Below are 25,616 nucleotides of genomic sequence, written 5' to 3' on the forward strand. Positions count from 1 at the left end.
AAACATATAAATTCAAACATACATTAATGATGACTTTGATTATAGCCAGTGAGATTCCTGTATAAGCATATGCGTGATAAATGACTATGTTGTCAATTGTATTCAATTTTTTTACGTATATGTTTACTCACTCATAAATGTACTTAACAGACAACTTTTCTGTACAAAAGGACTTTACATTATATCTATTAATGATTTTAGTAATTATGTATATATATTATATTAGTACGGTACGTGAAATTTTAAGATTAAGTGGAAGATTCTTTACTGTACCTCTATAAACAAGAAATTTACCCCCTGGTTTTTACCAGGAGGTAAACAATTATTGTTTATGAATAGGAATAAATGGATTCTTTGTTGTAGTTCCTCTAAGCTTATCTCCACCGCTAGACTCAATAATTTCATCAGTGACTGTATTAGAAATAGTGGTAGAAACAAGCTGAAGCAAATGATTGACTTCCGTTTGGCTCTGTTTAAATTCTTGCACAAGAGGAATCTGGTCGATTTCATTATTTAGTTCATCAATTTCCTGTTCTACTTTTTTCAAAGCTTCCGTTTTTCCATAGTGCTGTAAATTAACTGCTTCTTTTTGTTTATTTTTTATCTTCCCAATTAACTCTTGAACACGTAAGTTTTTATTAATTTGTTCTTCTGCGCGTTTGAAAAAGTCCACTTCCTCTGTCTCGGAAATGAGCTTACCAAGCTCGCGAGCTTTATTGAGTACTTCTTTCCTTGTATACGATGCGTTTTCCATTAATTATTCACCTCAGCCATTTCTACCATTTCTCCATCGAGCGTCCATGTTTTCGCTTCAATGATTTTCGTGTAAACAATTTCCCCGATGCAAGATTTCGGACCCCGGAAATTAACCAGTTTATTTGTACGGGTCCTACCTGATAAGACATCCGGATCTTTTTTACTTTCTCCTTCTACTAATACCTCAACCGTTTGTCCCTCTAATTCTTTATTTCGGCGTGCTGAAATTTCGTTGACTAACTCGTTAAGACGTGCTAATCTGTCTTTCTTCACTTCCATCGGTACATTATCTTCCATGCGTGCAGCCGGAGTCCCCTCTCGCGGTGAATAGATATACGTAAACGCGCTGTCGTAATCCATTTCTTTCACTAACGATAAGGTGTCCTGAAATTGCTCTTCTGTCTCATTCGGAAAGCCTACAATTAAGTCCGTTGTGAAAGATGCATGTGGAATAGCTTCTTTAATTTTATGTGCAAGCTTCACGTATTCTTCTCTTGAATACTTTCGTCCCATGATCTTTAAGATATCGCTGTTCCCCGATTGGACTGGTAAGTGAATGTGCTCTACTAAGTTGCCGCCCTTCGCCAATACTTGAATTAAGTGATCGTCAAAGTCACGCGGGTGGCTCGTAGTAAAACGGATCCTTGGTATGTCAATTTTATGGAGATCGTCCATTAAATGACCTAATCCATAATCTCCTTCTAAATCTTTCCCATATGCATTAACATTTTGACCGAGGAGCGTAATTTCTTTGTATCCTTGTCTGGCTATATCCCGCACTTCTTCAATAATATCCTCTGGGTGACGGCTTCGTTCTTTTCCTCGCGTATAGGGAACGATACAGTACGTACAGAATTTATCACAACCGTACATAATATTCACCCACGCTTGCGTTTTCCCTACCCGTTTACGTGGCATATTTTCAACAACATCGCCCTCTTTTGACCATACTTCAATGACCATTTCTTTTCCTTGAATAGCATCATATAAGAGATGAGGGACACGGTGAATATTATGGGTGCCAAATATTAGGTCTATATGCTGGTGTTTCTGCATAATACGATTCACAACAGATTCTTCTTGGGACATACAACCGCAGACGCCAAGAATCAACTCTGGCTTTTCACGTTTCAATGTCTTTAAATGGCCAATTTCACCGAACACTTTGTTTTCAGCGTTTTCACGGATAGCACATGTATTTAGAAATATTACGTCTGCTTCTTCTGTCTGATCCGTCTCGGTAAAACCCATTTCTTCAAGAATACCCGCCATATTTTCGGTATCATGATAATTCATTTGACAACCATACGTACGGATTAAATAGTTTTTTCCTTTTCCTATTCCTTTCATGTGGTCAGGAATTGTGAAATCGTAATGAACTTGGACATCTTCCCGGCGGCGACGTCTTCCTTTTTTATAGTTAGGCTGCTCTTTAATTAAAATGCTGCGGCCACCTATTTTCATATATTCGCGTCCTTCTTCATCTTCTTCCATTTTAGCGTTACTAAAATCGAAATATTTGCTGTAATCTTTTGTATGAGAGGCTGGCTTTCCGTTAGCAGATGCTGGACCCTCGGTAGACCCTTCTCCCATTAACTGCTTTCTTTGCTCTTCGTTCACAGCAAGAACTCCTTTCCTAATCAATTTTATATATCCGTTCTATAGCTTGTCTTGAATACATACATTAAGTAATGTCACATAGGATCGCTACAATAAGGAAAGACCCATCTAAAAATTATACCGTCTATGCCATCGGAAAACAATAGATCAGGAAGGAGCACCGCATTATGAATGGTTTTTCACCTTAAGTTTTCTGTACCGGTTGATCGCTGCTGCTAGTTCAAATTTTCTAGGCAGAGCCATATCCCCGGGATGTTTCCCTCGAAAGGGTGAGACCTCATCTAACCCTTTTTCATTAATGATTTCTTCTACAATGCTTAATGTCTTTGACAAGGGAACATCATCTGGAATTTCACGGCTTATATAACGAATAATATTAGCGATAGCACTCGTTTGACTACTGTTAACCAATTGTTCAATACTGCTCACGTCAATCGTATCTCTTCCATAAAGTATATGATTTTTTCCTTTTGCACTTGCTTTTTCACGTTTCCCTTTTCGTGCATCAAAGCTTCTCCAATCTATGTGTCTCTTTGGCAAGCTTCCAAAATCGTTTCCTGCCTCTGATACTCGTTCTGTTTCATATGTACGAGCGATATCTTTTGCCTCTTCTGTAACATCTGACGGCACATACTCTTCCATCATTACCACACAATCAGCCACGTCAAAATAATCCCCTGCACCTCCTACGACAAGAATCGTGGAAACATCATGTTCCTTATATAATGACTGAACTTTATCAATAAATGGCGTAATTGGTTCTTTTTCTTTTGCAACCAATGCTTGCATTCTAGCATCTCGAATCATAAAATTTGTCGCGCTTGTGTCCTCATCAATGAGTAAACAAGAAGTGCCTGTTTCGAGATACTCCATAATATTGGCCGCTTGAGAAGTACTCCCGCTTGCATTTTCTGTCGAAAAGTGGTGTGTGTGTTTGCCGTTTGGAAGGTTTGAAATAAAAGATGAAATATTTACTCCTTTGACGCTTCGACCATCTTCCGCTCTCACTTTACAAGCGGAGCTATCCGTAATTACAAACTCTCGTCCATCGTCTGCACAATGGTTATATACGCCATATTGGATAGCCTCTAATAAAGTACTTTTTCCGTGATATCCTCCACCAACAATAATATTCACCCCTTTTTTCAATGCCATCCCCGTCAGTCGGCCGGCATGGGGCACATGAATTTCCACTCGTAACGAAGAGGGTGAACGAAAGGGAACAGACTTGTGAGCAGCGAGAGGACGCCGACTTATACCGCTTTCTCTTGGTAGTATAGATCCATCAGCAATAAATGTAATAAAATTATGTTTATAAAGATATTCTCGAATTGCTATTTGATCGTCTACGAGCTTAAGCTGTTGATCGAGTGCTTTTGTGTTATGTTGTATCACCGCTTCCTCTATCATGCGCGGTACATACTTTGAAAACATTTCTTGGGCTTTCGTTCCTAAAATGGTTCTTCCCCGAGCAGGTAAGTGGATCGATAATCGAATGTCAAGCGTCTCATTGTCTAATGCCACGGCAGAACGTTCCATTATTTCTTGTCCGGGACCGTCAATGTGGAGGAACCTGTCCCATTTCTCCTTATGGATCACTTTCGAGACTTGCCTTGCAAAAAAATCAGTCGTAGCTATTCTTCTATGCTTGCTTTTGTCGCACCTCTCATCCAATTTCAGTAATTCTCTATTTATCTTTATTCTGATTCGAGATGGGCTTGCGTATGGATCAGCCTGAATATGGTCAATATGTAAAGTAAATTCGTTATATTGAAAAGTCCCTTTAATATCGTTATATGCTTTATAACCTTTTCTGTCTATTTTAGAAAGTCTGCGAAGAAGTTCATGCATGGAAATTAACTCCTTTCTTTTTTCATCATTTAAAAAGAGAAAAACCTGGCTATGTTATACAAGGGCCAGGTTTTTCTTTCTTTAATTCTTTAAAAGATAAGAAAGCATTCATAAAGTGATGTCTAGCTCCAGCGCCCAGACGCTCGGGAGGCCCACAGTTGAATGATCTTTTGCTAAAATCACAAACGTCAACAGTGGATCTTCTGCTAAAAACGCAAACGTCCTGTTTGCAACGCAGAAGTCAGTACGTCGTGTACTAGCTAACGCAAAAGTCAGCACTTCCTGTGCAAGCCAGGTCGGCGTCGTCTCAGGACGGACTACCGCAGGAGGCGGTGGCATCTACGTTGCACACATGACGTGTGCGGCCTTAGTAGAAGTACCTCTCCAACTTAGCCGATCTTCCAACTCGGTGCACATAATGAAAGGAAAAGTACCTTACTTTGCTGTCCCTCCCCAGAAGCTGTCGCGTCTGAGCAGGGCGCTTACGCTTTTCTTATTACTATTTTACCGGGGCTCTATGATCAACTTTATTGCTGTCCTTTCTTCTCCGTCAATTTGAATGTCAGTGAAAGCAGGAATACAGATAAGATCAATGCCGCTTGGAGCTACAAATCCTCGTGCGATGGCTATTGCTTTAATAGACTGATTAAGGGCACCTGCTCCTATTGCTTGAATTTCTGCAGCACCACGTTCACGAATGACTCCCGCCAAAGCGCCTGCAACAGAGTTGGGTGTGGATTTGGCTGATACTTTTAATACTTCCATTTTTAGTACCTCCTTATGTGGGATAATGCCCCTCGGTAAATATATTCACGATATACTGTGTTTATTCCTGCTTTCGTTATGGCAATGTCTAAATTTTCTAACCTTGGTCACTTATTCATAAAAAGGATGATCAGCACTTATTTGTATGCGCTCTATTTTGTTCGCTTTCCCGGTTTCCGGCTGGATATCTATAAGTATCCCATTTAATTGTTCCCGACCTTTATCTACTTCAAACCTGGCTGGAAGATTTGTTAAAAATTTTGTAATGATGTTGTCTCGTTTCATGCCTAAAATCCCATCCATAGAACCTGTCATACCTGCATCGCTAATATATGCTGTTCCCTGAGGGAGTATGCGATTATCCGCAGTTTGAACGTGCGTATGGGTTCCGGCCACGGCAGTAACTTTGCCGTCCAAAAACCAACCCATTGCTTGCTTCTCACTAGTCGCTTCCGCATGAAAATCTACAAAAATGACAGGGGTACGTTTTTTAATTTTATAAATGAGTTCTTCTGCTTTTTTGAATGGGCAGTCATTCGGAGTCATAAATGTGCGACCCATTAAATTAATAATCCCTACTTCTATTTGGTTCACCTTTACAATAATATATTCATTTCCTGGTGTTTCTTTCGGATAATTCGCAGGTCGCACCAGCCAAGAGGCGTCATCTATAAACTCAAATATTTCTCTGTTATCCCATGTATGATTTCCAAGGGTTACCGCTTGGGCTCCTTGTTCTAAAAATCCTTTATAAATTTTTTCAGTGATTCCTTTCCCTCCTGCTGCATTTTCTCCATTTACAACGGTTACTGTTGGTTTATGTTTTCTTTTTAACTTTGGAAGGTACTCTCTAATCATTTCACGGCCTGGAGAACCTACCACATCACCGATGAATAATAGTCTCATGAATTTCTCCTTTGTGCTTAAACGTTATTTAACTTTCGTTATATCAAATTCAAGAAAAATTGGCAAATCCAAAATGTTTTTTGTTTACGACAGACTTCGATTTACTCGTCAGACGAGTATTTAAGTACTGTACAAATCCTCTTCATTGTATGACAAGAAAGCCTCTACTCTCACTACAAGGAATGCTCCTAAAAATGCAAAAAAGCGGCATCATCGCCGCTTTATTTTGCGTATTCAACTGCACGTGTTTCTCGAATCACTGTAATTCTAATATGACCTGGATAATCCAGTTCATTCTCAATTTGTTTCGTAATGTCTCGTGCTAATTGGTGAGCTAACGCATCATCTACCATGTCAGGTTTAACGATAATTCGTACTTCACGGCCCGCTTGAATAGCGTATGTTTTTTCAACCCCATCAAACGATTCCGCAATTTCCTCTAAACGCTCTAAACGCCGAATATACGTTTCTAAAGTTTCACGTCTCGCTCCTGGTCTTGCAGCTGATAAAGCGTCGGCCGCAGCAACCAATGTAGCAATCACAGAAGTGGCTTCCGTATCGCCATGATGAGAAGCAATACTATTAATAACCACTGGATGCTCTTTGTACTTCTGACCTAGCTCAACACCTATTTCAACGTGACTGCCTTCTACCTCATGGTCAATTGCTTTCCCGATATCGTGAAGCAGTCCAGCACGTTTTGCTAGCTGTTCATCTTCGCCCAATTCAGCTGCCATTAATGCGGTGAGATGAGCTACTTCAATGGAGTGCTTAAGAACATTTTGACCATAACTTGTACGATACTTTAAACGGCCAAGAATTTTGATCAAATCAGGATGCAATCCATGAATACCCATTTCAAAAGTAGCTTCTTCCCCGTATTCACGAATCAATTCATCTACTTCACGACGCGCTTTTTCGACGGTCTCCTCTATTCGAGCAGGATGAATTCGGCCATCTTGCACGAGACGTTCTAATGCTGTACGGGCAATTTCTCTTCTGATTGGGTCGAACCCGGATAGAATTACTGCTTCCGGGGTATCATCGATAATAAGGTCAATTCCTGTTAACGTCTCTAATGCCCGTATATTACGACCTTCCCGACCAATAATACGACCTTTCATTTCATCGTTCGGTAGGTTGACAACCGATACAGTCGTCTCTGCAATATGGTCAGCAGCACAACGTTGGATAGCTAAAGACAGGATATTGCGCGCCTTTTTATCCGCTTCTTCTTTCGCTCGTTCTGTCTGCTCTTTTACCATAACAGCCATATCATGCTTTAACTCTTGTTCAACCTCGGAACGTATCATCGTCCGCGCTTCATCACGAGACATTCCGGATATTCTTTCTAATTCAGCTTGTTGTTTTGCTAAGATCTCCTCCACTTTGCTGTTCTTATCTTCAACCTGCCGTTGTGTTTCAGTGAGAGATTCTTCTCTCTTGTCCAACGATTCTTCCTTTTTGTCTAACATTTCGCTTTTCCGGTCAAGAATCTCTTCTTTTTGCATTAACCGGTTCTCTTGTTTTTGTACTTCGTTTTTTCTCTCTCGCAAATCTTCTTCGGCTTCAGCGCGAATTTGGTGTGCTTGATCTTTAGCTTCTAGCACCACTACTTTTTTATTCGCTTCCGCTTCGCGCTCCGCGTCCTCTACAATTTGCTTTGCAGCATGTTCAGCGCTTGCTATCTTTGCTTCCGCTAACGATTTACGAACAAAATAACCAATTAAAAAACATGCAGCTGCAACGACAATAAGCAAAATGGAGATGAGAAAGATATTATCCATTTCTTTTCACCTCCTCTTGCTATCTGATTGTGCACCCTGCCGCCATTTATTAACTCAGCGTTCAGGGATTAATTACGTTTCATGGAAGCTTCACTTTCTTCAGCTAATACAGTGAATGGTTTCATCATGCTTAAAAGCATCATGCCTCTTAATTGTATCCGTCTCCAATATTCATGTCAAGACTACAGGAACACCTGAGCCCTTCTACATCTTAAGAGTGCATAGTGTTCATTTCTTCAGACATCCTCTAAAATTTTCCTCAAGGAAGTTTTGCCGGCCACTGAGGTGATTTTTCAAAAAAAGACTGCATACCTGTGAAATGAAAAAGGTAAACAGTCTTTCAACGGGAACGCTACTTACAACCATGGCTTGGAGTGGTGAGTCCCCCGCTTGAATGATTAAACATACTATTAACTTTACTCTTCCTCTTCAATGAGCGGAGCGCTGACTTCCTGTTGTGTTCCATCTCCCTCTCCTGCCGTTAGACCATAATGATCGCGGATACTTGCTTCGATGGCAGCTGTCACGTCCTGATTCTCTTTTAAATACTGTTTAGAGTTCTCTCTTCCTTGTCCAAGTCGTTCTCCTTCATAGGAGTACCACGCACCGCTTTTTTGGACAATATCTAACTCCGCACCGATATCAAGTATTGAACCTTCTCTTGAAATTCCTTCTCCATACATAATATCGACTTCAGCTTGTTTAAACGGAGGTGCTACTTTGTTTTTCACCACTTTAATTCGAGTTCTGTTACCAACCATTTCGTTTCCTTGTTTCAACGTCTCCGCCCGGCGAACTTCCAAGCGAACGGAGGAATAGAATTTAAGAGCACGACCACCAGTTGTGGTTTCAGGACTCCCAAACATGACGCCTACTTTCTCACGAATTTGGTTTATAAATACAGCTATTGAATTTGATTTACTGATAGCCCCGGATAGCTTTCGAAGAGCTTGTGACATTAGGCGCGCTTGAAGACCTACGTGGCTATCTCCCATTTCGCCTTCAATTTCTGCTTTAGGTACGAGGGCAGCAACCGAGTCAACGACAATGATATCAACTGCTCCGCTACGTACAAGTGCTTCAGCGATTTCAAGAGCTTGTTCCCCTGTATCAGGTTGGGATAAAAGAAGCTCATCGATGTTCACACCTAGTTTTTCTGCATAAGAAGGATCAAGGGCATGCTCAGCATCAATAAAAGCAGCCTGGCCTCCTTTTCTCTGAACCTCGGCAATCGCATGAAGCGCAACTGTCGTTTTACCGGAAGATTCAGGACCATATATTTCAACAATTCTTCCTCGCGGATAACCGCCTACTCCCAGCGCGATGTCAACAGCTAAAGCCCCGCTAGAAATAGTGGACACTCTCTTCTCTGCCTGCTCTCCCAACTTCATGATAGAGCCTTTACCGAATTGCTTTTCTATGTTTCGTAGAGCCTGGTCCAGAGCGGCTTTTCTTTCACTCATGCTTATCTATCTCCTTTATGGAAAGTTATATCTATCTTGACAACTGTGTACTCTTTCACCCCTATGAAAGAGAGACCGACTGTGTAAAAAAGGGCTGTTTTTTGAAGTTAGGAAAGCATGCCATTTTGGCGTTGCAATTCAGCTACAACGCTATCGGTACTACAAGTTTCATTCCCTTAGCGACGCTCGTGTCCGATAGGCGAGTGCTATGCACCTTTCTTTAAAAGTTAGAGTGTCGGGCGCATCTATACAATGGCTTTGAAATTGCTTTTTCTGAAACTTCTTACCGACAGACAACGCCTTAATCAGACCTTTTTAAGCCTGCGGGAGTTCAACTGCTGCTTTCCCGTTCGTCGCCACCTGACCCTTTTCTTTTAGTGAGGCCGTTATGTTATCCCTTTATTATCATACCTTTTTTAAAGTATTTTGCCAACACTTTTACGAACATTTATTCGATTTATTGATAGTGAAATTTCTTTTACACAAAAACGAAAACTGTTCAAAGACTTTGTGTCTTTGAACAGTTTTATGCAGAATAAATTGCTATTATCTAGTAGAGCGCGAATTTGATTGATTTCGTTTCGGGCGAGGCTTAGCGGGTTCTAGGTTTACTCTTGCTCCGTTAATGCGGGAATAACGCAAGGCTTCATATACAAATGGAGCTACTTCTTCCGGTACTTCTACGAATGTAAATTTGTCAAATATATCTATCCGTCCGATGGCTTTGCCTGGAATGCCGACTGCGTCCGAGATTTCATCAATAAGTACTTTAGGGCTCATATTTACGTTTCGACCCACGTTGATGAAGAATCTTGTCATACCTTTCGCTCCTCCGGTCTCTCCGAAATTGTAGCCCGGGTCATTTTCTCCAATTGCAGCTGAAAAATTAAGTTTCATAAGGGAACGAACGATATCTTTCGGTTCATACTCAAGAAGAAGATCTTCAGCCAGCTCGTTAAACAACGCCAAATCTTCGTCATCATTCAGTTGATCGACAATCAAATTTTTCCATGATTCCTGCTGCTTCTCCACAACTTCTTCAATAGACGGAACCGTTTTAGATGGGATCGACATTTTTATTTCTGCCTCAATGGAACGCAAATGCTTCATTTCCCGAGGAGTGACTAAAGTAATCGCCTGACCGGTACGTCCGGCTCTGCCTGTTCTGCCAATACGATGCACATAGCTTTCAGGATCTTGAGGAATATCAAAGTTGATGACGTGACTAATATTTTGTACGTCTATCCCGCGTGCCGCAACATCTGTCGCGACGAGAAATTCTATCGTGCCCTCTCTAAACTTTTTCATGACCGCGTCCCGTTGCGGCTGGGTCAAGTCTCCATGAAGCCCATCAACGAGATACCCTCTAGCCTGCAGTGCTTCTGTCAATTCAGCAACCCCTTTTTTCGTACGACAAAAAATAATCCCTAAATCAGGATTTTGGCTGTCCAAAATACGACAAAGTGATTCCTGTTTATTTTTTTCTAAAACTTTGTAATAGGCCTGGTCAATCGAAGGGGCTGTCACTTCACTTTTATTAATAGATACTGTCACAGGCTTAACCATGTAGCGTTTTGAAAGCTTACGAATCGCCTGGGGCATCGTGGCTGAAAACAATAGAGTTTGTCGGTCGACATTGACTTGCTTCAATATCGCTTCAATGTCATCGACAAAACCCATATCAAGCATTTCATCAGCTTCATCAAGAACTACCGTGTTTACTCGGTCAAGCCGCAACGTTTTACGGCGTAAATGGTCTTGAAGACGTCCAGGAGTACCGATCACTATTTGAACTCCTTGTTTTAAAGCCTTGATTTGATGTCCAATCGATTGTCCACCGTAAATTGGCAGGGTCCGAACATTTACATGCCTAGACAATTTTTGAAGTTCCCCCGAAACTTGAATGGCCAATTCTCTAGTCGGTGTCAATATAACAGCTTGAACGTGATTGTCATTCGTAATGCGATTGATGAGAGGAATTCCAAAGGCAGCCGTCTTACCAGTGCCGGTCTGGGCTTGTCCAATGACATCGTCTCCTTTTAAAATCGCAGGGATTGCTTTTTCTTGGATCGGAGAGGGTTCTTCAAATCCCATTTCTCGGATTGCTTTTTTAATTTCAGGTTTTATATCAAAATCATCAAAATACGTCATTTGTTACCACCTTTTTTCTTTCAATAACCAAGTTCCTTAAAAATTAGAAAACCATGGTTTTTAACTTTTCCTGATTAGTTTTTCATAAATCTTAATAAATGCCAGCAGCCATAATAAACGGACAATCGACGAATCTGGTCGCGCCCACCAGCAAGGTGTAATACATGAGAAGCTGTTCGTTTTGAATCAGCAAGTCCAATCCACACTGTACCTGGTTGATGTCCTTCTAATGCGTCCGGCCCTGCTACACCTGTAAAACTGATACCTAAGTCAGAGCCATATAACAATCGTGCTTTTTCAGCCATTGCTTCGGCACACTCTTTACTCACCGCACCATGAGTAGATAAGAGTGACCTCTCTATCCCTAGCACTCGTTCTTTCGCTTCTAGAGAGTATGTCGTGGCTGAGCCAGTTAAAACGCTCGATGCTCCGCTAATATCTACGAGAGCTTTTGAAAACCAGCCACCCGTAATACTTTCTGCAGCCGCAATCGTTACGTGTTGATCTTTCAATAGCCTCACTACATGAAAAGGTAACGTTTCATCCTCACGACCATACATGTACTTTCCAACTCTAGTTTTAATTTTTTCTTCCATATTATCTAAAAGCTTTATGCCTTCTTTATGCTCTTGCACTTTCGCTGTGAGACGAATCGATACTTCTCCATCCGAAGCAAGCGGTGCAATGGTCGGATTTGTTTGCGCCTGAATCAGATCAATAAGCTCTTCTTCCAGACTGGATTCTCCAATACCAAAGAACCGAAGAACTCTAGACAGAACAAGAGATTCTCCGCCTACTTCTTTTAACAAATAAGGCTTAACATCATTCCAATACATCGTTTTTAATTCTCGAGGGGGGCCAGGAAGAAGAATAATTCGTGTACCATCTAACTTTAGAGCCATACCGCATGCCATACCAGCCCTATTATAAAATACTTCACTGCCTTCTGTATAGTGAGCTTGCTTCTTGTTATTCGGTGACATACGTTTCTTGCTCTGTTCAAAGTAACATTTTATTTTCTCTAATGTCGGTGTATGGTATGTTAAAGCCGCACCCGTTATTTCCGAAACAGTTTCCTTCGTTAAATCATCTTCTGTCGGTCCTAGTCCTCCCGTAAGAAGAACAAAATCTGCGCGCTCACATGCTTCTTTAATAGCTGTCTTCAATCTTTCTTTATTATCCCCTACCACAGTATGCCGGTAAACGTTAATCCCAATTCCTGCAAGCTCTGCAGATAAATATTGACCATTCGTATTCGCAATTTGACCTAGTAAGAGCTCTGATCCTACTGCAATGATTTCTGCATTCATGTTACCCACCTCACCCTACATAGAATGTTTAAAGACATGTCTATTTTTCAAAAAGTAATCAATTCCTGAAATGATTGTAAGCAGTACAGCAATCCACATAAGAAGCATACCTACAGGGATATTCCAGATGGAAAATGGAAAGTTATGAAGCAATAACACCGCTAAGGCTGCCATTTGAAACAGTGTTTTCCACTTTCCGAGAGGACTCGCAGCAATAACGTGTCCATCAGCTGCGGCAACTAGTCGCATGCCCGTGACCGCAAATTCACGGCTTAAAATAATAATAGCCATCCAAGCTGGAAGCATCTGAAGTTCAATAAGCGAAAGCAAGGCAGCAGTGACTAACAGCTTATCTGCTAATGGATCAAGAAATTTCCCGAAGTTACTAATTAAATTGTATTTCCTGGCGAGGTAACCATCCAGCCAATCGGTTGCAGCGGCAATGACAAATAATAGACATCCTAGTACATGAGAAATTGGTAACACTTCTCCATAGATATCCCAAGTCCCAAGCGGTAAGGGGACAAGTAAAAAGACCATAAAAATAGGAATCAGACAAATCCTTGCGATAGATATCTTATTAGGCAGGTTCATAATTTCCCCCATTTCCAACAGTTACAGTAAAAAATCCCCCGGGCGCGTCTCCAGGCCCGCGGGGTTTTAATCAACCGTTTTATCAAAAATGAGATATTGATGTACGGCATCATCAGGATATTCAATGACTTCTCCATTAAATCGAACAGTTACAGCTGTGGTATTTCCTATGTTTACGTTGACGTAATCTCGATCACTGTAATCAAGCTCTACCGTATCCCCAGGCTGAACTCCGGCAAAGTCTTCTATTACAGAACCACTCTCATCCTGAACATCCAAATAAGAGTTCCCGTCAAGCTCAATTTCCAACACCATTTCCTCCACATTGGAAGCGTCATATACAGAACGACGATTATTTGTAGATACGAGTTCAGGAACAGACTGATCATCTTCTGTCTTTTCTTCTGCTTCATTTTCTTCATTTTCTTCTTGTTCCTGTTCATCGGTTACTGATTCTTCCTCGTCTTCTGAAGCAGGTTCTTCAGAAGATTCATTATTATCTTCTGTATCCGTTGTTTGATCGTCATTTGAATCGACTTCAATGGATGGATCATCTTCGGGTGCTATTCCCCCTGAACCGTTATTAGCAGTACCTTGTATCACTAGATAAATACCAGCTGCTACCACAACAAAAAAGATAATACCAAAAACGACAGGTGCAAAAGCAGATTTTTTCTTCTTTTTAGGTCTCTGAGATTTCGTTCTCTCCGCCCGTGATGGAAAGTCATTCGTCTGTTGCTTCGGTTGAGGAAGTTCTGAACCGTATGTTTCTAACACTTCTTCCGGATTTAAACCAAGCGCTTCTGAGTAACTTTTCACAAATGCCCTCGCATAAAACGCACCCGGAAGTGCTTCATGTCGTCCTTCTTCGATAGCAGCAAGATATCGCTTTTGTATTTTCGTTAATTCCTTTAATCTTTCAAGTGAAATTCCTTGTTCTTCTCTTTTTGTTTTTAAATAATGACCAAGCTCTGACAATATTAACACCTACCACCTAACTGATATCAAAAGAAGAAAAACCGGTTTCAACAATTTCATAAGAAATCTCCTCATCTTCATCATTTCTTAATTCAATAATGCAGTCGAAATCATCAAGCGTATAGGAGGATTCTCGAACAAAAATATCCGGATGCTCCACTACTTTAACGGCTGGAAGTCTCATAATCTCATCTACTAACATTCTATGTTTTTCTGATGCACGCATCATAGAGACAATTCCATCAATGATGTAAACATGTCCGCCTTCCAATTCATCATCAGCAAGCTGACTTCTGACCGTTTGTCGCAATAAGGTAGAAGAAATAAAAGACCAGCGCTTATTTGCACAAACGCTCGCAGCTACAAGAGATTCCGTTTTTCCAACTCTTGGCATTCCTCTTAAGCCAACAAGATAATGGCGGTCTTTTTTAAACAGTTCCGCCATAAAATCAACCAATATTCCTAACTCATCACGAACAAAACGAAATGTCTTTTTCTGATCCGTGTCTCTTTCTATGTAACGGCCGTGCATCACCGCCAAACGATCACGCAGCTTAGGTTCACGAATCTTGCGGACAGTTATGCTGTCTATGGTGTCTAAAATAGCTCTAAGTCTCGTAATTTGATCGTCATGTTTACTTCGAATCAGCATAACGCGCCGACTCATTTCTACTCCATTAATAGAGACAATGTTGATGGATAGTTTCCCTAATAAGGACGAAATGTCACCTAAGAGCCCGGGGCGGTTTTGGTGGATTTCATACTCTAAGTACCATTCTTTTTTTTCGTCCATTCCACTCTCTCCTCTGCAGACAGAAAGCATCATCAGTTACCTGTCATTTTACGCTATTTTTTTACATTTGAACAGACCTAACACTATATTTACCTGTAAATATGAGCGATTCCGGTTATGGTCATGAAAAAGAAAAGAAGGTGCCTCCCATTGGCGGTAGCGTTTGAGAAACGCCGGTTGTGCTGGCAACACTGGAAATGAATTGATGGTAATGAAGGGACAGGCTTGCAACTATTCTAAAAGAAACTGTCCTTCAATAAATGAAGGACAGCCCCTACTCTTCCTATAATTTTTAACATGTAGAAACACACGCTAAATCTGTAGTTTTATCTGTTATCTGTTTGGACCAATTTAACCATCATGTTGGCAATAGCGTGTTGTTCACGCTCATCTGCTACTTTCCAGAGATCTGACAGCACACGTTCTTGTTCATTTTTTGGATCAACTTCATTGGCTAAGTAGTCACCAACTTGATAAGCGACGTCTGAAATAACATTTTCAGCCATCCCACCTTGTTTTGCCTGATCTAACTTATTATCCAAAAACTGTTTCCATTGATCCCAGTTATTTAATACTGACATAACTGTTCCCTCCTTTAAGGTGTCGTCCTTTATAGGATGAACAAAAGAGAGAATATTATGCAGTACTTTATCAATTGAAAAATTGAATTACCATCCACCATTCACATCTAAAATATGTCCATTTACATAACTGGACTGCGGTCCGGTTAAAAATGATACTGCTTGCGCTGCTTCTTCTGCCTTGCCAAAACGCCCCGATGGTAATTCCTCTCTTAATTCTAATAGGTCTACATCAGAAATATCATTCATCATAGGAGTATCCATGACTCCAGGTGCAATAGCATTCACTCTCACACCTGATCGGGCGGTTTCTTTTGCAAGAGCCTTCACAAAGGCATTCACTCCGCCTTTCATGGCAGAGTATGCTACTTCCAGTGCAGCACCTCTCTCGCCCCAAATAGAAGATATAAAAACCATATTGCCTTTCTTTCGAAAAATCATATCTGGCAACAGCTTCTTAGCTAATATCATCGCATTCAGTAAATGAACATGAGCAAGTCGGTAAATTTCTTCATCGGTCGTCTCTTGGTACAGGCCATACTTAGACACTCCACAATTATATATAAGCGTATCTACAGGAGAATGCAGCTGGTTATACACGTGATCAGCCCCACCACGTAATGATAAATCTCCTTGAATAAGCTCAACGGGGATGTGGAACTCTTCACATTTGTCCTTAATATTTAGCACTTCATCTTTTGATTGATGATAATGTAAAAAAAGAGGTTTATTTTTCCGAGCGACCTCCAATGCAATTGCTTTACCGATAGCACCACTCGCTCCGGTTATTAACGTATATGCGGCCACTTTAATTCGCCTTCTTCACAATTTGAGAGACTGCTTGTCTGTTCTTTTTAAATTGGGAGCGGAGTAATTCGTTGATCTCTTCATACGTAATTGTTTCTAAAACCGGGAGCATTTCAAATAAGTGTATATTAGAAAAAACATAACCGGTATATTGATTTGCAATGAATTCTGGAGAATTTAACTGTTTTAAAAAGTTACCTATTCTCTTCTTTCGTACTCTTTCCAGTTGTTCTCTACTCACTCCAGAAACCTTTGCGTTCTCCATGATTTGATTAATCCGCTTCTCTAATTCATCAGGATTAGACGTATCTCCACCAATCACAGCAAAGGAAAAGGAACGATCAACAGAGAAATCCGTCGAAAAGGAGTCATCAATTAAACCATCTGCATATAAGGACTCGTGTGCATCCGACCCCGTGCCAAACAACATCTCAAGTAATAAATCCATAGATAATTCATACCGCAGTAAATCATTTCCTTGTTTATCGCTAGGTGGAATTTTATAACCAACCATACATTTTGGTGTATTAACACTCATCGGTGTTACACTTCGTTCATTAGCTACATGTTCAGGTTCATTCTCGAACTTTCTCGTAATTTCTTCGGGCTCTTTAAACGTTTTGCTACTTTGATTTTCTTTAATTAATCCCATCATATGTTCCGGATTCGCTTCTCCTGCAATAAATAAGACCATATTTGATGGGTGATAAAATGTTTCATAACAGGTGTACAAATCTTCTTTCGTAATTTCTTGAATAGAATCAACCGTTCCCGCTATGTCAATTTTCACGGGATGATTGTGATACATATTACGGAGTAGTCGAAAGAACAACTGCCAATCAGCATTATCCTCATACATACGGATTTCCTGTTCAATAATGCCTTTTTCTTTTTCTACGCTGTCGACTGTGAAATACGGGTGTTGCACGAAGTCAAGCAATGTTTCTAAGTTTTCATCGATCGATTGTGTGCTCGAAAATAAATAAGCAGTTTTCGTAAAACTCGTAAAAGCATTCGCCGATGCCCCTTGCTCACCGAACGTATGAAAAACATCTCCCTGTTCGTCTTCGAACATTTTATGTTCTAAAAAGTGAGCAATCCCATCAGGAACGGAAACAGGTTCCTCTCCTCCAATAGGAACGAAATGGTTGTCAATGGAACCATAATTCGTTGTAAATGTTGCAAAGGTTTTATGATACCCCGGCTTCGGCAGAATAAAAACAGTTAAACCGTTGGGTAGCACTTCTTTATAGATCGTTTCATTTAATTGTTTAAAAGACATTTGTTCCATATTAGTTACTCTCCTTCCCATGTAAAAAGTAACGCGTATCTAAGTGTAGTTCTCTCGCACATGAAATCACATCTTCTCTTGTTACTTTTTCAATCTCTTGCAGCCAATCGTCAAGGTTTCTTTTCTTATTGCCAATGATACCTTGATAATATAATTCAATAACCCCTCTTGCAGAGTCTGCTGTTTCAAGCAGCTGATTTTTGAGCATGCTTTTTGTTTGCTTGATGGCCTCTTCTGAAAATTGTCCTTCTTGAATATCAACTAATTGCTCATCTATAATTTTCATTGCCTTTTCATAATTGGAGGCTTCAATCCCAGCAAAAACGAGAACCAGTCCTTTGTGGCTTTCGTAACGAGAGGCAGCATAATATGCTAAACTTTCTTTTTCTCTCACATTTAAGAACAGTTTAGAATGTGGAAAACCACCGAACAAACCATTTAGCACTTGCATAGCAGTAAAGTTGTCGTCATCAAATGTAATGGAAGTCCGGTAACCAAGATGCAGCTTCCCTTGTTGAATATCATCCGTTTCTTTCACTTCTTGCGTTTCTTCTCTCTTTATTGGGGAAGGTCTTGTAGAGAAATTACTACTTTCTCTGGATTGAATGGTAAATGTATTGGAGGCTTTTTGAACTTCTTCCTCCGAGACATCTCCCACAATATACAAACGGAAGTCATCTTCATTCAACATTCTTTTATACTCATTTATCAGGTCTTCATTCGTAATCTGGTCCACCCGTTCGAGAATACCGAAAGGATGTACAGAAAATGGTTCATCTTCACACATAATCTCTAGCAGGCGTTGATTGGCATAACGGATTTTATCATCGTAAATAGAATGGAGACGTTGTTTCAGAGTTCGCTTCTCTTCATGAATCACTTTCTCCGAAAAAGTATGATCGCTTTCAAATGATGGCTCTTCCACAACCTCTCTTAAAAAGTGGAGGCCTTTTTCAAAGAGGGGTGTGGTGTCGCGTAAGTATTTCTCGTTTGCTAATTCCATTTTTAAGGATATAATATGCTGCTCACCCTTTTTCTGAACATCAGCGGAAAAAGAAGCTCCATATAATTCATCTAAATACCGACGAATTTCTTTTCGAGAAGGGAGTGATTTTGTCGCGCTTTTTAGGACTTGTGTTAATAATGCTCGTTCTGTTGCTGTTTCTCTTGATAAGTTTGATCTTATTTGTAAAGCAATTGTAGTTGTTTTGTATTTAGGCGTAGATAACAAATGGATGTGAAGTCCCTTATTGTTCATCACGTTTTCATCTAACATAACTAGTTTGCCTCCTTCTAATATAAATGCTTTTTTCACTGTGTATTCATTTCTTGATTCGGCTGCTCTGGATATTGGCTGACTAACACTTCACGTGGCTTACTACCTTCGTATGGCCCAACAATGCCTCGCATTTCCATTTCATCAATTAATCTTGCCGCTCGTGTATATCCGATCCGAAACCTGCGTTGCAGCATCGATACAGAAGCACTTTGCATTTGAATAATGAGCTGAACTGCTTCATCAAATAACTCATCTTGGACTTCTTTCTGTACCTCTGGTTTGTCATCTGGAATCATTTCTTCCTGATAACTTGCTTGCTGCTGTTCAACTACTGCGTTCACTATTGTTTCCACTTCTTCATCAGAAACGAAGGCACCTTGCACGCGCGTCGTTTTATTGGAGCCAACCGGCTGGAAAAGCATGTCTCCTTTTCCTAATAGTTTCTCAGCTCCTGAGGCATCTAAAATTGTTCTAGAATCCGTTTGACTGGAAACACCGAATGCTATTCTTGATGGAATGTTCGCTTTAATAACACCTGTAATAACATCAACAGATGGCCGCTGGGTCGCGATGATCATGTGGATCCCGGCCGCTCTAGCCATTTGAGCCAGTCTTGTAATAGCATCTTCCACTTCACTTGATGCTACCATCATAAGATCAGCCAATTCGTCTACAATTACAACGATATATGGCAGTTCAGGCTGTTTTGCTTCTTCTGTATTATTGTGTTTTTTTATCCATTCATTATATCCTTCAATGTTTCTAACACTTGCATGAGAGAATAAATCATATCTTCTCTCCATTTCTGCAACAACTTTTTTTAACGCTTGAGCTGCTTTTTTTGGTTCGGTCACGACAGGAGCAAGCAAATGAGGAATGCCATTATACACATTTAATTCAACCATCTTCGGATCAATCATCATTAATTTCACTTCATGTGGTTTCGCTTTCACAAGAATACTTGTGATGATGCCGTTGATACAAACACTTTTACCACTTCCCGTAGCACCGGCAACTAACAGGTGAGGCATTTTATGAAGAGAAGCAAGGACTGGTTCGCCAGAAATATCTCTTCCTAATCCTACCGTGAGGACATGTTCCTCTTTTTTTGAACCAGCTTCTAGCACTTCTCGCAAAGTGACCATTGCTATTTCTTGATTGGGCACTTCAATGCCGATTGCAGACTTGCCAGGAATAGGCGCTTCCATACGTATGTCTTTCGCAGCAAGTGCCAACGCCAAATCATCTGCTAAATTGACAATCTTGCTCACCTTTACACCCGTGTCTGGTTGTACTTCATATTTCGTTACAGCTGGTCCTAAGTGTACTTCATTCACACGCGCTTTCACACCAAAACTATTTAACGTTTCTTCTAGTTTACGCGCGTTTGAAGAGATTAATCCGCGTTCATGGTTTTGATTGTTATATTCGGGCGCACCTAATAATGACACAGGAGGTAATGTATAGTCTTTATTTTCTTCCTCTGTAGATATAAATGCTGTTTGTACATCTACTTCTTCCTCTTTTCTACCCTCACCTTGATCTTTTGAAGAGCTTTCTCGGTTAACCTGTTCTGTAGGATAAGCTTGCTCGGCAAAATTGTAGATAACAGGCTCTGTATTATCTGTCGGTTCATCTGTATTTGTTGAGATATCCGTTTGTTCCTGAATAGTTTGTTTCTTAGCTCTTTTGTTCCATTCTTGATTCTGCAATTTCTTTTTTTGCTCAAGCGCTTTACTATTTAATGAAGCCAACGATTGTTTTAGCATAGGCCCAGCCTTTTTTGTAAAGTATTGAACAATGTCTTGGATCGACAGACCAGTGATTAATAAGAACGAGAGAAGAAATAATAACATAGCTACCAGGCGGGTGCCTCCTGTATCAAATAGAAAATACATGAATACAAATAAGACTGCCCCAAGCATTCCTCCTCCTATATCATCAACCCGGCCTTGATCAAACGGATCGAGGATAAACAACTCCCAAGTTGTGACAATGGCTGAGGACTCCATATACTCGCCGTATGCACCTAAATTTTCGAACATCTGGACATGACTGAGTAATAACAGAGTTAAAATGGCCAAGTATATCCCGCTTAACCTCTTACCTGTTAATTTTGGTATTCTGCGATAAATAATCAAAGCGGCTGCTATAATAAGAAGACCAATATTCAACAAGGGATACCATTCCCCTGCGATAAAACGGAATAGTGACAAAGTTACTTCCCCTGCTCGTCCTAAATGAAATAAAGCCAAAATCCCAAATGTAAATAAAATTAAACCGGTAAGCTCGTATTTCACTTGCTCTTTCCACTTTTTCTCATATTTTCGTTTGCTTCGTTTTTTCCTTTTTTTAGCCACACTCTCACCTCCACTCTCACTGGAGTAATTAATTGTATGTAAGCATAAAGCAGGCTGTCTCCCGAAATGGGAAGAGACAGCCTTCGTATACTCTATTCTATTATTATAGCACAAATTTCCTTTCTTTCCTTTTCAAGCAGCTAATTATGCATAGTTTGCCAGAATAAGAACTTTTTTGCACGTATCATAAAACCCACTCTGTGCCAGGCTGATATTTTGGTGATAAATAATCTTGAGGGTTCGAACTTTGTAAACAGCAGACGGTCCATTTATCAGATTCTTTACGGATTGTTACCATACCAAACTCGATCGGTATATCTTTACGCTGCTCCCATTCTTTCTCATCGGCTGGAAAAATCTCTTCATTGGACAACGGAGTATATAAAATCATTGAAGCATATCTCCATTCTGTTTATTCTCGTCAATTAACATATTTAATCGCTTTAGGGCGTTTCCTATTCCCCCTACTTCATTGATGAGACCATTTTCAACTGCATCTCTACCAATCACATTCGTGCCTATATCCCTTGTTAAATTTCCTTTAGCGAACATAAGATCTTTAAAATGCTCTTCTTTGATATTGGAGTGTCTTGTCACAAAATTAATCACTCGTTCTTGCATTTTATCAAGATATTCAAAAGTTTGTGGTACACCGATTACAAGACCTGTTAGACGAATAGGGTGGATAGTCATAGTAGCCGTCTCAGCGATAAATGAGTGATCTGCGGCTACAGCGATCGGCACCCCAATAGAATGTCCTCCCCCTAACACTAAAGCCACAGTCGGTTTACTCATGCTTGCTACCATTTCAGACATAGCAAGACCCGCTTCAACGTCTCCACCTACTGTATTTAATATCAATAATAACCCTTCAATTTTTGGATTTTGCTCTGCCGCTACCAGCTGCGGAATAATATGTTCATATTTCGTCGTTTTGTTTTGAGGGGGCAGTTGCATATGACCCTCAATTTGGCCAACAATCGTGATACAATGAATGTTTGAATTTTCCATTTCTGCTACGTTGGTTTGTCCAAGCTCTTGTATCTTTTGTACAAGATTCGATTTTTGGTCATTATTTGGGTTTTGAGCCGGCTGTGATGGCTGCGACGGAGTCGGGGCTGATGGCTCTGTTGTGGAAGGATTTTGATTTTCAGGCATCCATAATACCTCCTTTATGGTGGTATGTTTAGTATGACACCCTACTTTCATAACATACGGGAAACAAGACATTTTCTCGATTGTCTTGCTTGGAGAGTACATTGTAAAAATGAAAATGCTCCCATTTGTGCCAACGGACGTGTTGACTTTTTCTAAAAACTAAGAGTATTCCCTTAGAACGTCATGTGCCCTTTTCGCAAAAAAATCCCCTCCTTCAGCAGGATAATGACATCATATCTTGCGTGAAAGGAGGAGACTGACACCAATTGTTTCTGTTGGAAAGACGTCCTTTTCTCTATACTTCCATAATGATTGGCAGTATCATAGGTCGGCGTTTTGTCTTCTCATAGAGATAACGACTTAAAACGTCTCGAATGCTGCTTTTGAGGGTGGACCATTCGTTAATATTTTCCTGCATACATTTTTCTAATGTTGCTGACACTCTCTTATTTGCTTCTTGAAGCAATTCTTCTGATTCCCGTACATAGACGAAGCCTCTTGAAATAATATCAGGTCCCGACGCGATCCCTTTTGTCTTTTTACTCAATGTCACAACTACAACTAAAATGCCGTCTTCGGATAGAAGTCTTCTATCTCGGAGAACGATATTTCCTACGTCACCAACGCCTAGTCCATCAATTAGTACATTTCCAGATGGAACCTTTCCGCTTTGTCTCGCTTTTCCATCAGTAAACTCTATACATTCTCCCTTTTCTATTAAATAAATGTGCTCCCGTTGGACTCCAACGAGTTCGGCAAGTTCTCCGTGAGCATATTGCATGCGATACTCTCCGTGAACAGGAATAAAATAATCAGGCTTTAAAATATTCAGCATCAGCATTAATTCTTCCTGACTGCCGTGTCCTGAAGCATGAACATTGCGCTCTCCATAAACTACTTCCGCCCCGATACGGTATAAAAAGTCAATAATTCTTGACACAGACTTTTCATTTCCAGGGATCGGATTGGCAGCGATGATAACCGTATCACCTTTTTCGATTGTGATTTGACGGTGAGCTCCTTTAGCCATTCTTGCAAGAGCAGACATTGGTTCTCCTTGGCTTCCCGTACAAAGGATGGTCACTTCCGACGAAGGGAGCTCATTTACTTTCTCAGTATCAATGAACAATTCATCCGGTGAATCTAAATAGCCTAGCTGCCGGGCAATATCGATCACTTTACTCATCGTATGACCAACAATTGCAATTTTTCTATTTTGCTTCATTGCTGCATCAATTACTTGTTGAATTCTATGGATGTTCGAAGCAAAGGTGGTCACAATAATACGTCCTTCTGCTTCTTGAAAAACTTCTTTTATTCCTTGGCCAGTTGTTGTTTCAGAAGGTGTAATACCTGGCCGTTCCGCATTCGTGCTATCCGATAGTAAACATAGAACGCCTTTTTTACCAAGTTGAGATAGTTTGTCAATATCTATAAATTGTCCGTCAACTGGTCTTTGGTCAAACTTGAAGTCACCTGTATAAACAATCAATCCTTGCGGAGATTCGATCACAACTCCTACAGAATCTGGAATGCTATGGTTAGTATGAAAAAAGCTGATTGGAAGATTACCAACCGTCATTTTGCTGTTACGATCGATCATACGTAAGTCAGACTTTTTATGAAGACCTTTTTCTTTTAAATGGTCTTCTACCAAACCTAACGTTAATTTGGTTCCGTAAACTGGCACATTCACCTTTCTAAGGATGTAAGGTAACGCTCCTATGTGATCCTCGTGTCCATGTGTAAGTATGATTGCTCGAAAACGATCTTTGTTTTGAACAATATACGAAATGTCTGGGATGACAATATCAACACCTAACATGTCATCTTCTGGGAACATTAATCCCGCGTCTAACATTACAATATCTTCATCAGTTTCTACTACATACATGTTTTTGCCGATTTCTCCGACTCCGCCCAAGGCAAACACACGTATATTATTTAATGCCTCTTTTGCCAACTTGCTTTCCTCCTATTTGTGGTACGTTTTAGTTTGATTTCTCTAGTTTCTCCGCTTATTCAAAAGTTGCTTTGTTCTCTGTGATTCTTTGCCAGCCCGTACAGATCACTTCTCGTTAGTATAACTCAATTCAATTTGGAAATACAAGCCTGAATATGGATGAATAACCAATGAGGTCACTATCATTGTTCTTTTTTCCTTCTATGAAATAAAGACTTTCTCGCCAATTGGTATGTTTATGCGTTCTTTTTAGTGCCTATCAGCTCATCTATACCCGCCTAGTACGGTTATAAAGATAAAGAAAACCTGGCTTTATGCCAGGTTAAATACATGAAGAAGTTCTTTTGTTTCTTTTTCTTCTAGAGGAAGAAGAGGAGAACGGGTTTGATTTTTCACCAAACCAAGATGACCTAGAATGGCTTTCAATGGAATAGGATTTGGAGACCGAAAACATGCCTTCATTTTGGGGAGCAACTGTCGATGCAGTTTCGAAGCCTCGACCACATTTCCAGACAAAAAGCTTTTTACCATTTTTGTTAGTTCCATACCAATTAAATGAGATGCTACCGATACCACTCCTGTACCACCGATTGACATAATCGGTAAAGTCGTCGAATCATCACCACTGTATACTTGAAAATCTAATGGCGTATTCTCGATAATCTCAGAAATTTGATCTAAATTACCGCTCGCTTCTTTTACCGAGGTAATGTTTGGTATTTTAGAAAGCTGGATCAAAGTGTCTGCCTGTAAATTAACCATACACCTACCAGGAATATTGTAAATCATTAACGGAAGTGAAGTAGCTTCGGCAATCGTTTTGAAATGATGATACATCCCTTCTTGATTCGGCTTATTATAGTACGGCGTGACTGCCATCGTACCATCTATTCCAATCGAAGCAGCTTTTCTTGTCAACTCGGCAGAATATGAAGTATCATTCGTACCCGTGCCAGCAATAACATGCACTCTGTTACCGGTGATTTCTTTCACTCTCTTGAACAGCGTGAGTTTTTCTTCTGTTCGAAGAGTTGGTGATTCACCTGTAGTCCCTGCCACAACTAACCCTTCCGTACCAGTCGCTATTAAATGTTCTATTAATGGTTCCAGTGCCGGAAGGTCTATTTTCCCTTCTTCATCGAAAGGAGTAACCATAGCGGTTAACAAATGACCAAATATCAAGGACACCCCGCCCCTTTCCTA

The 25,616-nt window shown here is 40.3% G+C and carries 21 protein-coding genes; all 21 read right to left on the reverse strand.

Translation table 11 applies throughout. The features are described 5' to 3' along the window. Positions 1–322: 322 nt before the first annotated feature. Positions 323–754, reverse strand: coding sequence for a RicAFT regulatory complex protein RicA family protein (locus BM095_RS02815; protein ID WP_091657083.1), 432 nt, complete (start codon positions 752–754; stop codon positions 323–325). Next, positions 754–2,376 (reverse strand): tRNA (N6-isopentenyl adenosine(37)-C2)-methylthiotransferase MiaB, encoded by a 1,623-nt coding sequence (gene miaB / locus BM095_RS02820; protein WP_091657086.1) that lies wholly within the window; start codon positions 2,374–2,376, stop codon positions 754–756. The genes BM095_RS02815 and miaB overlap by 1 nt, the downstream gene beginning before the upstream one ends. Before the next feature lie 165 nt (positions 2,377–2,541). Then, entirely contained in the window at positions 2,542–4,227 is a 1,686-nt protein-coding gene (locus BM095_RS02825) for an ABC-ATPase domain-containing protein (RefSeq protein ID WP_218151603.1), read from the reverse strand. 504 nt (positions 4,228–4,731) lie between these two features. Further along, a complete protein-coding gene (locus tag BM095_RS02835) occupies positions 4,732–4,992 on the reverse strand; it encodes a stage V sporulation protein S (RefSeq protein ID WP_026701128.1) in 261 nt (86 codons plus the stop codon). 111 nt (positions 4,993–5,103) lie between these two features. Further along, entirely contained in the window at positions 5,104–5,898 is a 795-nt protein-coding gene (locus BM095_RS02840) for a TIGR00282 family metallophosphoesterase (protein WP_091657094.1), read from the reverse strand. A gap of 221 nt (positions 5,899–6,119) precedes the next feature. Then, the gene (rny, locus tag BM095_RS02845; RefSeq protein ID WP_091657096.1) at positions 6,120–7,685 is read right to left on the reverse strand and encodes a ribonuclease Y; all 1,566 of its coding nucleotides are present in this window, start codon (positions 7,683–7,685) and stop codon (positions 6,120–6,122) included. 416 nt (positions 7,686–8,101) lie between these two features. Further along, on the reverse strand, positions 8,102–9,148 hold the full coding sequence (gene recA, locus BM095_RS02850; protein WP_091657099.1) for a recombinase RecA: 1,047 nt from the start codon (positions 9,146–9,148) through the stop codon (positions 8,102–8,104). A gap of 546 nt (positions 9,149–9,694) precedes the next feature. Further along, on the reverse strand, positions 9,695–11,299 hold the full coding sequence (locus tag BM095_RS02855) for a DEAD/DEAH box helicase (RefSeq protein ID WP_091657100.1): 1,605 nt from the start codon (positions 11,297–11,299) through the stop codon (positions 9,695–9,697). A gap of 74 nt (positions 11,300–11,373) precedes the next feature. Next, a complete protein-coding gene (locus BM095_RS02860; RefSeq protein WP_091657103.1) occupies positions 11,374–12,609 on the reverse strand; it encodes a competence/damage-inducible protein A in 1,236 nt (411 codons plus the stop codon). A gap of 15 nt (positions 12,610–12,624) precedes the next feature. After that, the gene (pgsA, locus tag BM095_RS02865; protein ID WP_091657106.1) at positions 12,625–13,203 is read right to left on the reverse strand and encodes a CDP-diacylglycerol--glycerol-3-phosphate 3-phosphatidyltransferase; all 579 of its coding nucleotides are present in this window, start codon (positions 13,201–13,203) and stop codon (positions 12,625–12,627) included. A 66-nt stretch (positions 13,204–13,269) separates the two neighbouring features. After that, a complete protein-coding gene (locus BM095_RS02870) occupies positions 13,270–14,181 on the reverse strand; it encodes a helix-turn-helix domain-containing protein (RefSeq protein WP_177194665.1) in 912 nt (303 codons plus the stop codon). Between the two features lie 16 nt (positions 14,182–14,197). Continuing rightward, on the reverse strand, positions 14,198–14,974 hold the full coding sequence (locus BM095_RS02875; protein ID WP_091657112.1) for a DUF3388 domain-containing protein: 777 nt from the start codon (positions 14,972–14,974) through the stop codon (positions 14,198–14,200). Positions 14,975–15,300: 326 nt separating this feature from the next. Next, positions 15,301–15,555: a DUF3243 domain-containing protein gene (locus BM095_RS02880; protein WP_091657115.1), complete on the reverse strand. Its 255-nt coding sequence runs from the start codon at positions 15,553–15,555 to the stop codon at positions 15,301–15,303. An 87-nt stretch (positions 15,556–15,642) separates the two neighbouring features. Then, a complete protein-coding gene (gene ymfI / locus BM095_RS02885) occupies positions 15,643–16,362 on the reverse strand; it encodes an elongation factor P 5-aminopentanone reductase (RefSeq protein ID WP_177194666.1) in 720 nt (239 codons plus the stop codon). Between the two features lies 1 nt (position 16,363). Beyond that, complete coding sequence (yfmH, locus tag BM095_RS02890) at positions 16,364–17,653, reverse strand: EF-P 5-aminopentanol modification-associated protein YfmH (RefSeq protein WP_091657122.1); 1,290 nt, start codon at positions 17,651–17,653, stop codon at positions 16,364–16,366. 1 nt (position 17,654) lies between these two features. Continuing rightward, positions 17,655–18,929, reverse strand: coding sequence for an EF-P 5-aminopentanol modification-associated protein YfmF (yfmF, locus tag BM095_RS02895; RefSeq protein WP_091657124.1), 1,275 nt, complete (start codon positions 18,927–18,929; stop codon positions 17,655–17,657). 35 nt (positions 18,930–18,964) lie between these two features. After that, the gene (locus tag BM095_RS02900) at positions 18,965–21,292 is read right to left on the reverse strand and encodes a DNA translocase FtsK (RefSeq protein ID WP_091657127.1); all 2,328 of its coding nucleotides are present in this window, start codon (positions 21,290–21,292) and stop codon (positions 18,965–18,967) included. 184 nt (positions 21,293–21,476) lie between these two features. After that, the gene (locus BM095_RS02905; protein WP_091657130.1) at positions 21,477–21,683 is read right to left on the reverse strand and encodes a YlzJ-like family protein; all 207 of its coding nucleotides are present in this window, start codon (positions 21,681–21,683) and stop codon (positions 21,477–21,479) included. Then, a complete protein-coding gene (locus BM095_RS02910) occupies positions 21,680–22,450 on the reverse strand; it encodes a ClpP family protease (protein ID WP_091657133.1) in 771 nt (256 codons plus the stop codon). The genes BM095_RS02905 and BM095_RS02910 overlap by 4 nt, the downstream gene beginning before the upstream one ends. A 295-nt stretch (positions 22,451–22,745) precedes the next feature. Further along, positions 22,746–24,413 (reverse strand): ribonuclease J, encoded by a 1,668-nt coding sequence (locus BM095_RS02915; RefSeq protein ID WP_091657135.1) that lies wholly within the window; start codon positions 24,411–24,413, stop codon positions 22,746–22,748. A 312-nt stretch (positions 24,414–24,725) separates the two neighbouring features. After that, positions 24,726–25,595, reverse strand: coding sequence for a 4-hydroxy-tetrahydrodipicolinate synthase (gene dapA / locus BM095_RS02920; RefSeq protein WP_091657874.1), 870 nt, complete (start codon positions 25,593–25,595; stop codon positions 24,726–24,728). Positions 25,596–25,616: the final 21 nt, after the last annotated feature.

Origin of the sequence: Alteribacillus iranensis (assembly GCF_900113025.1) — a bacterium.
Classification (GTDB): Bacteria; Bacillota; Bacilli; order Bacillales; family Marinococcaceae; genus Alteribacillus_A; species Alteribacillus_A iranensis.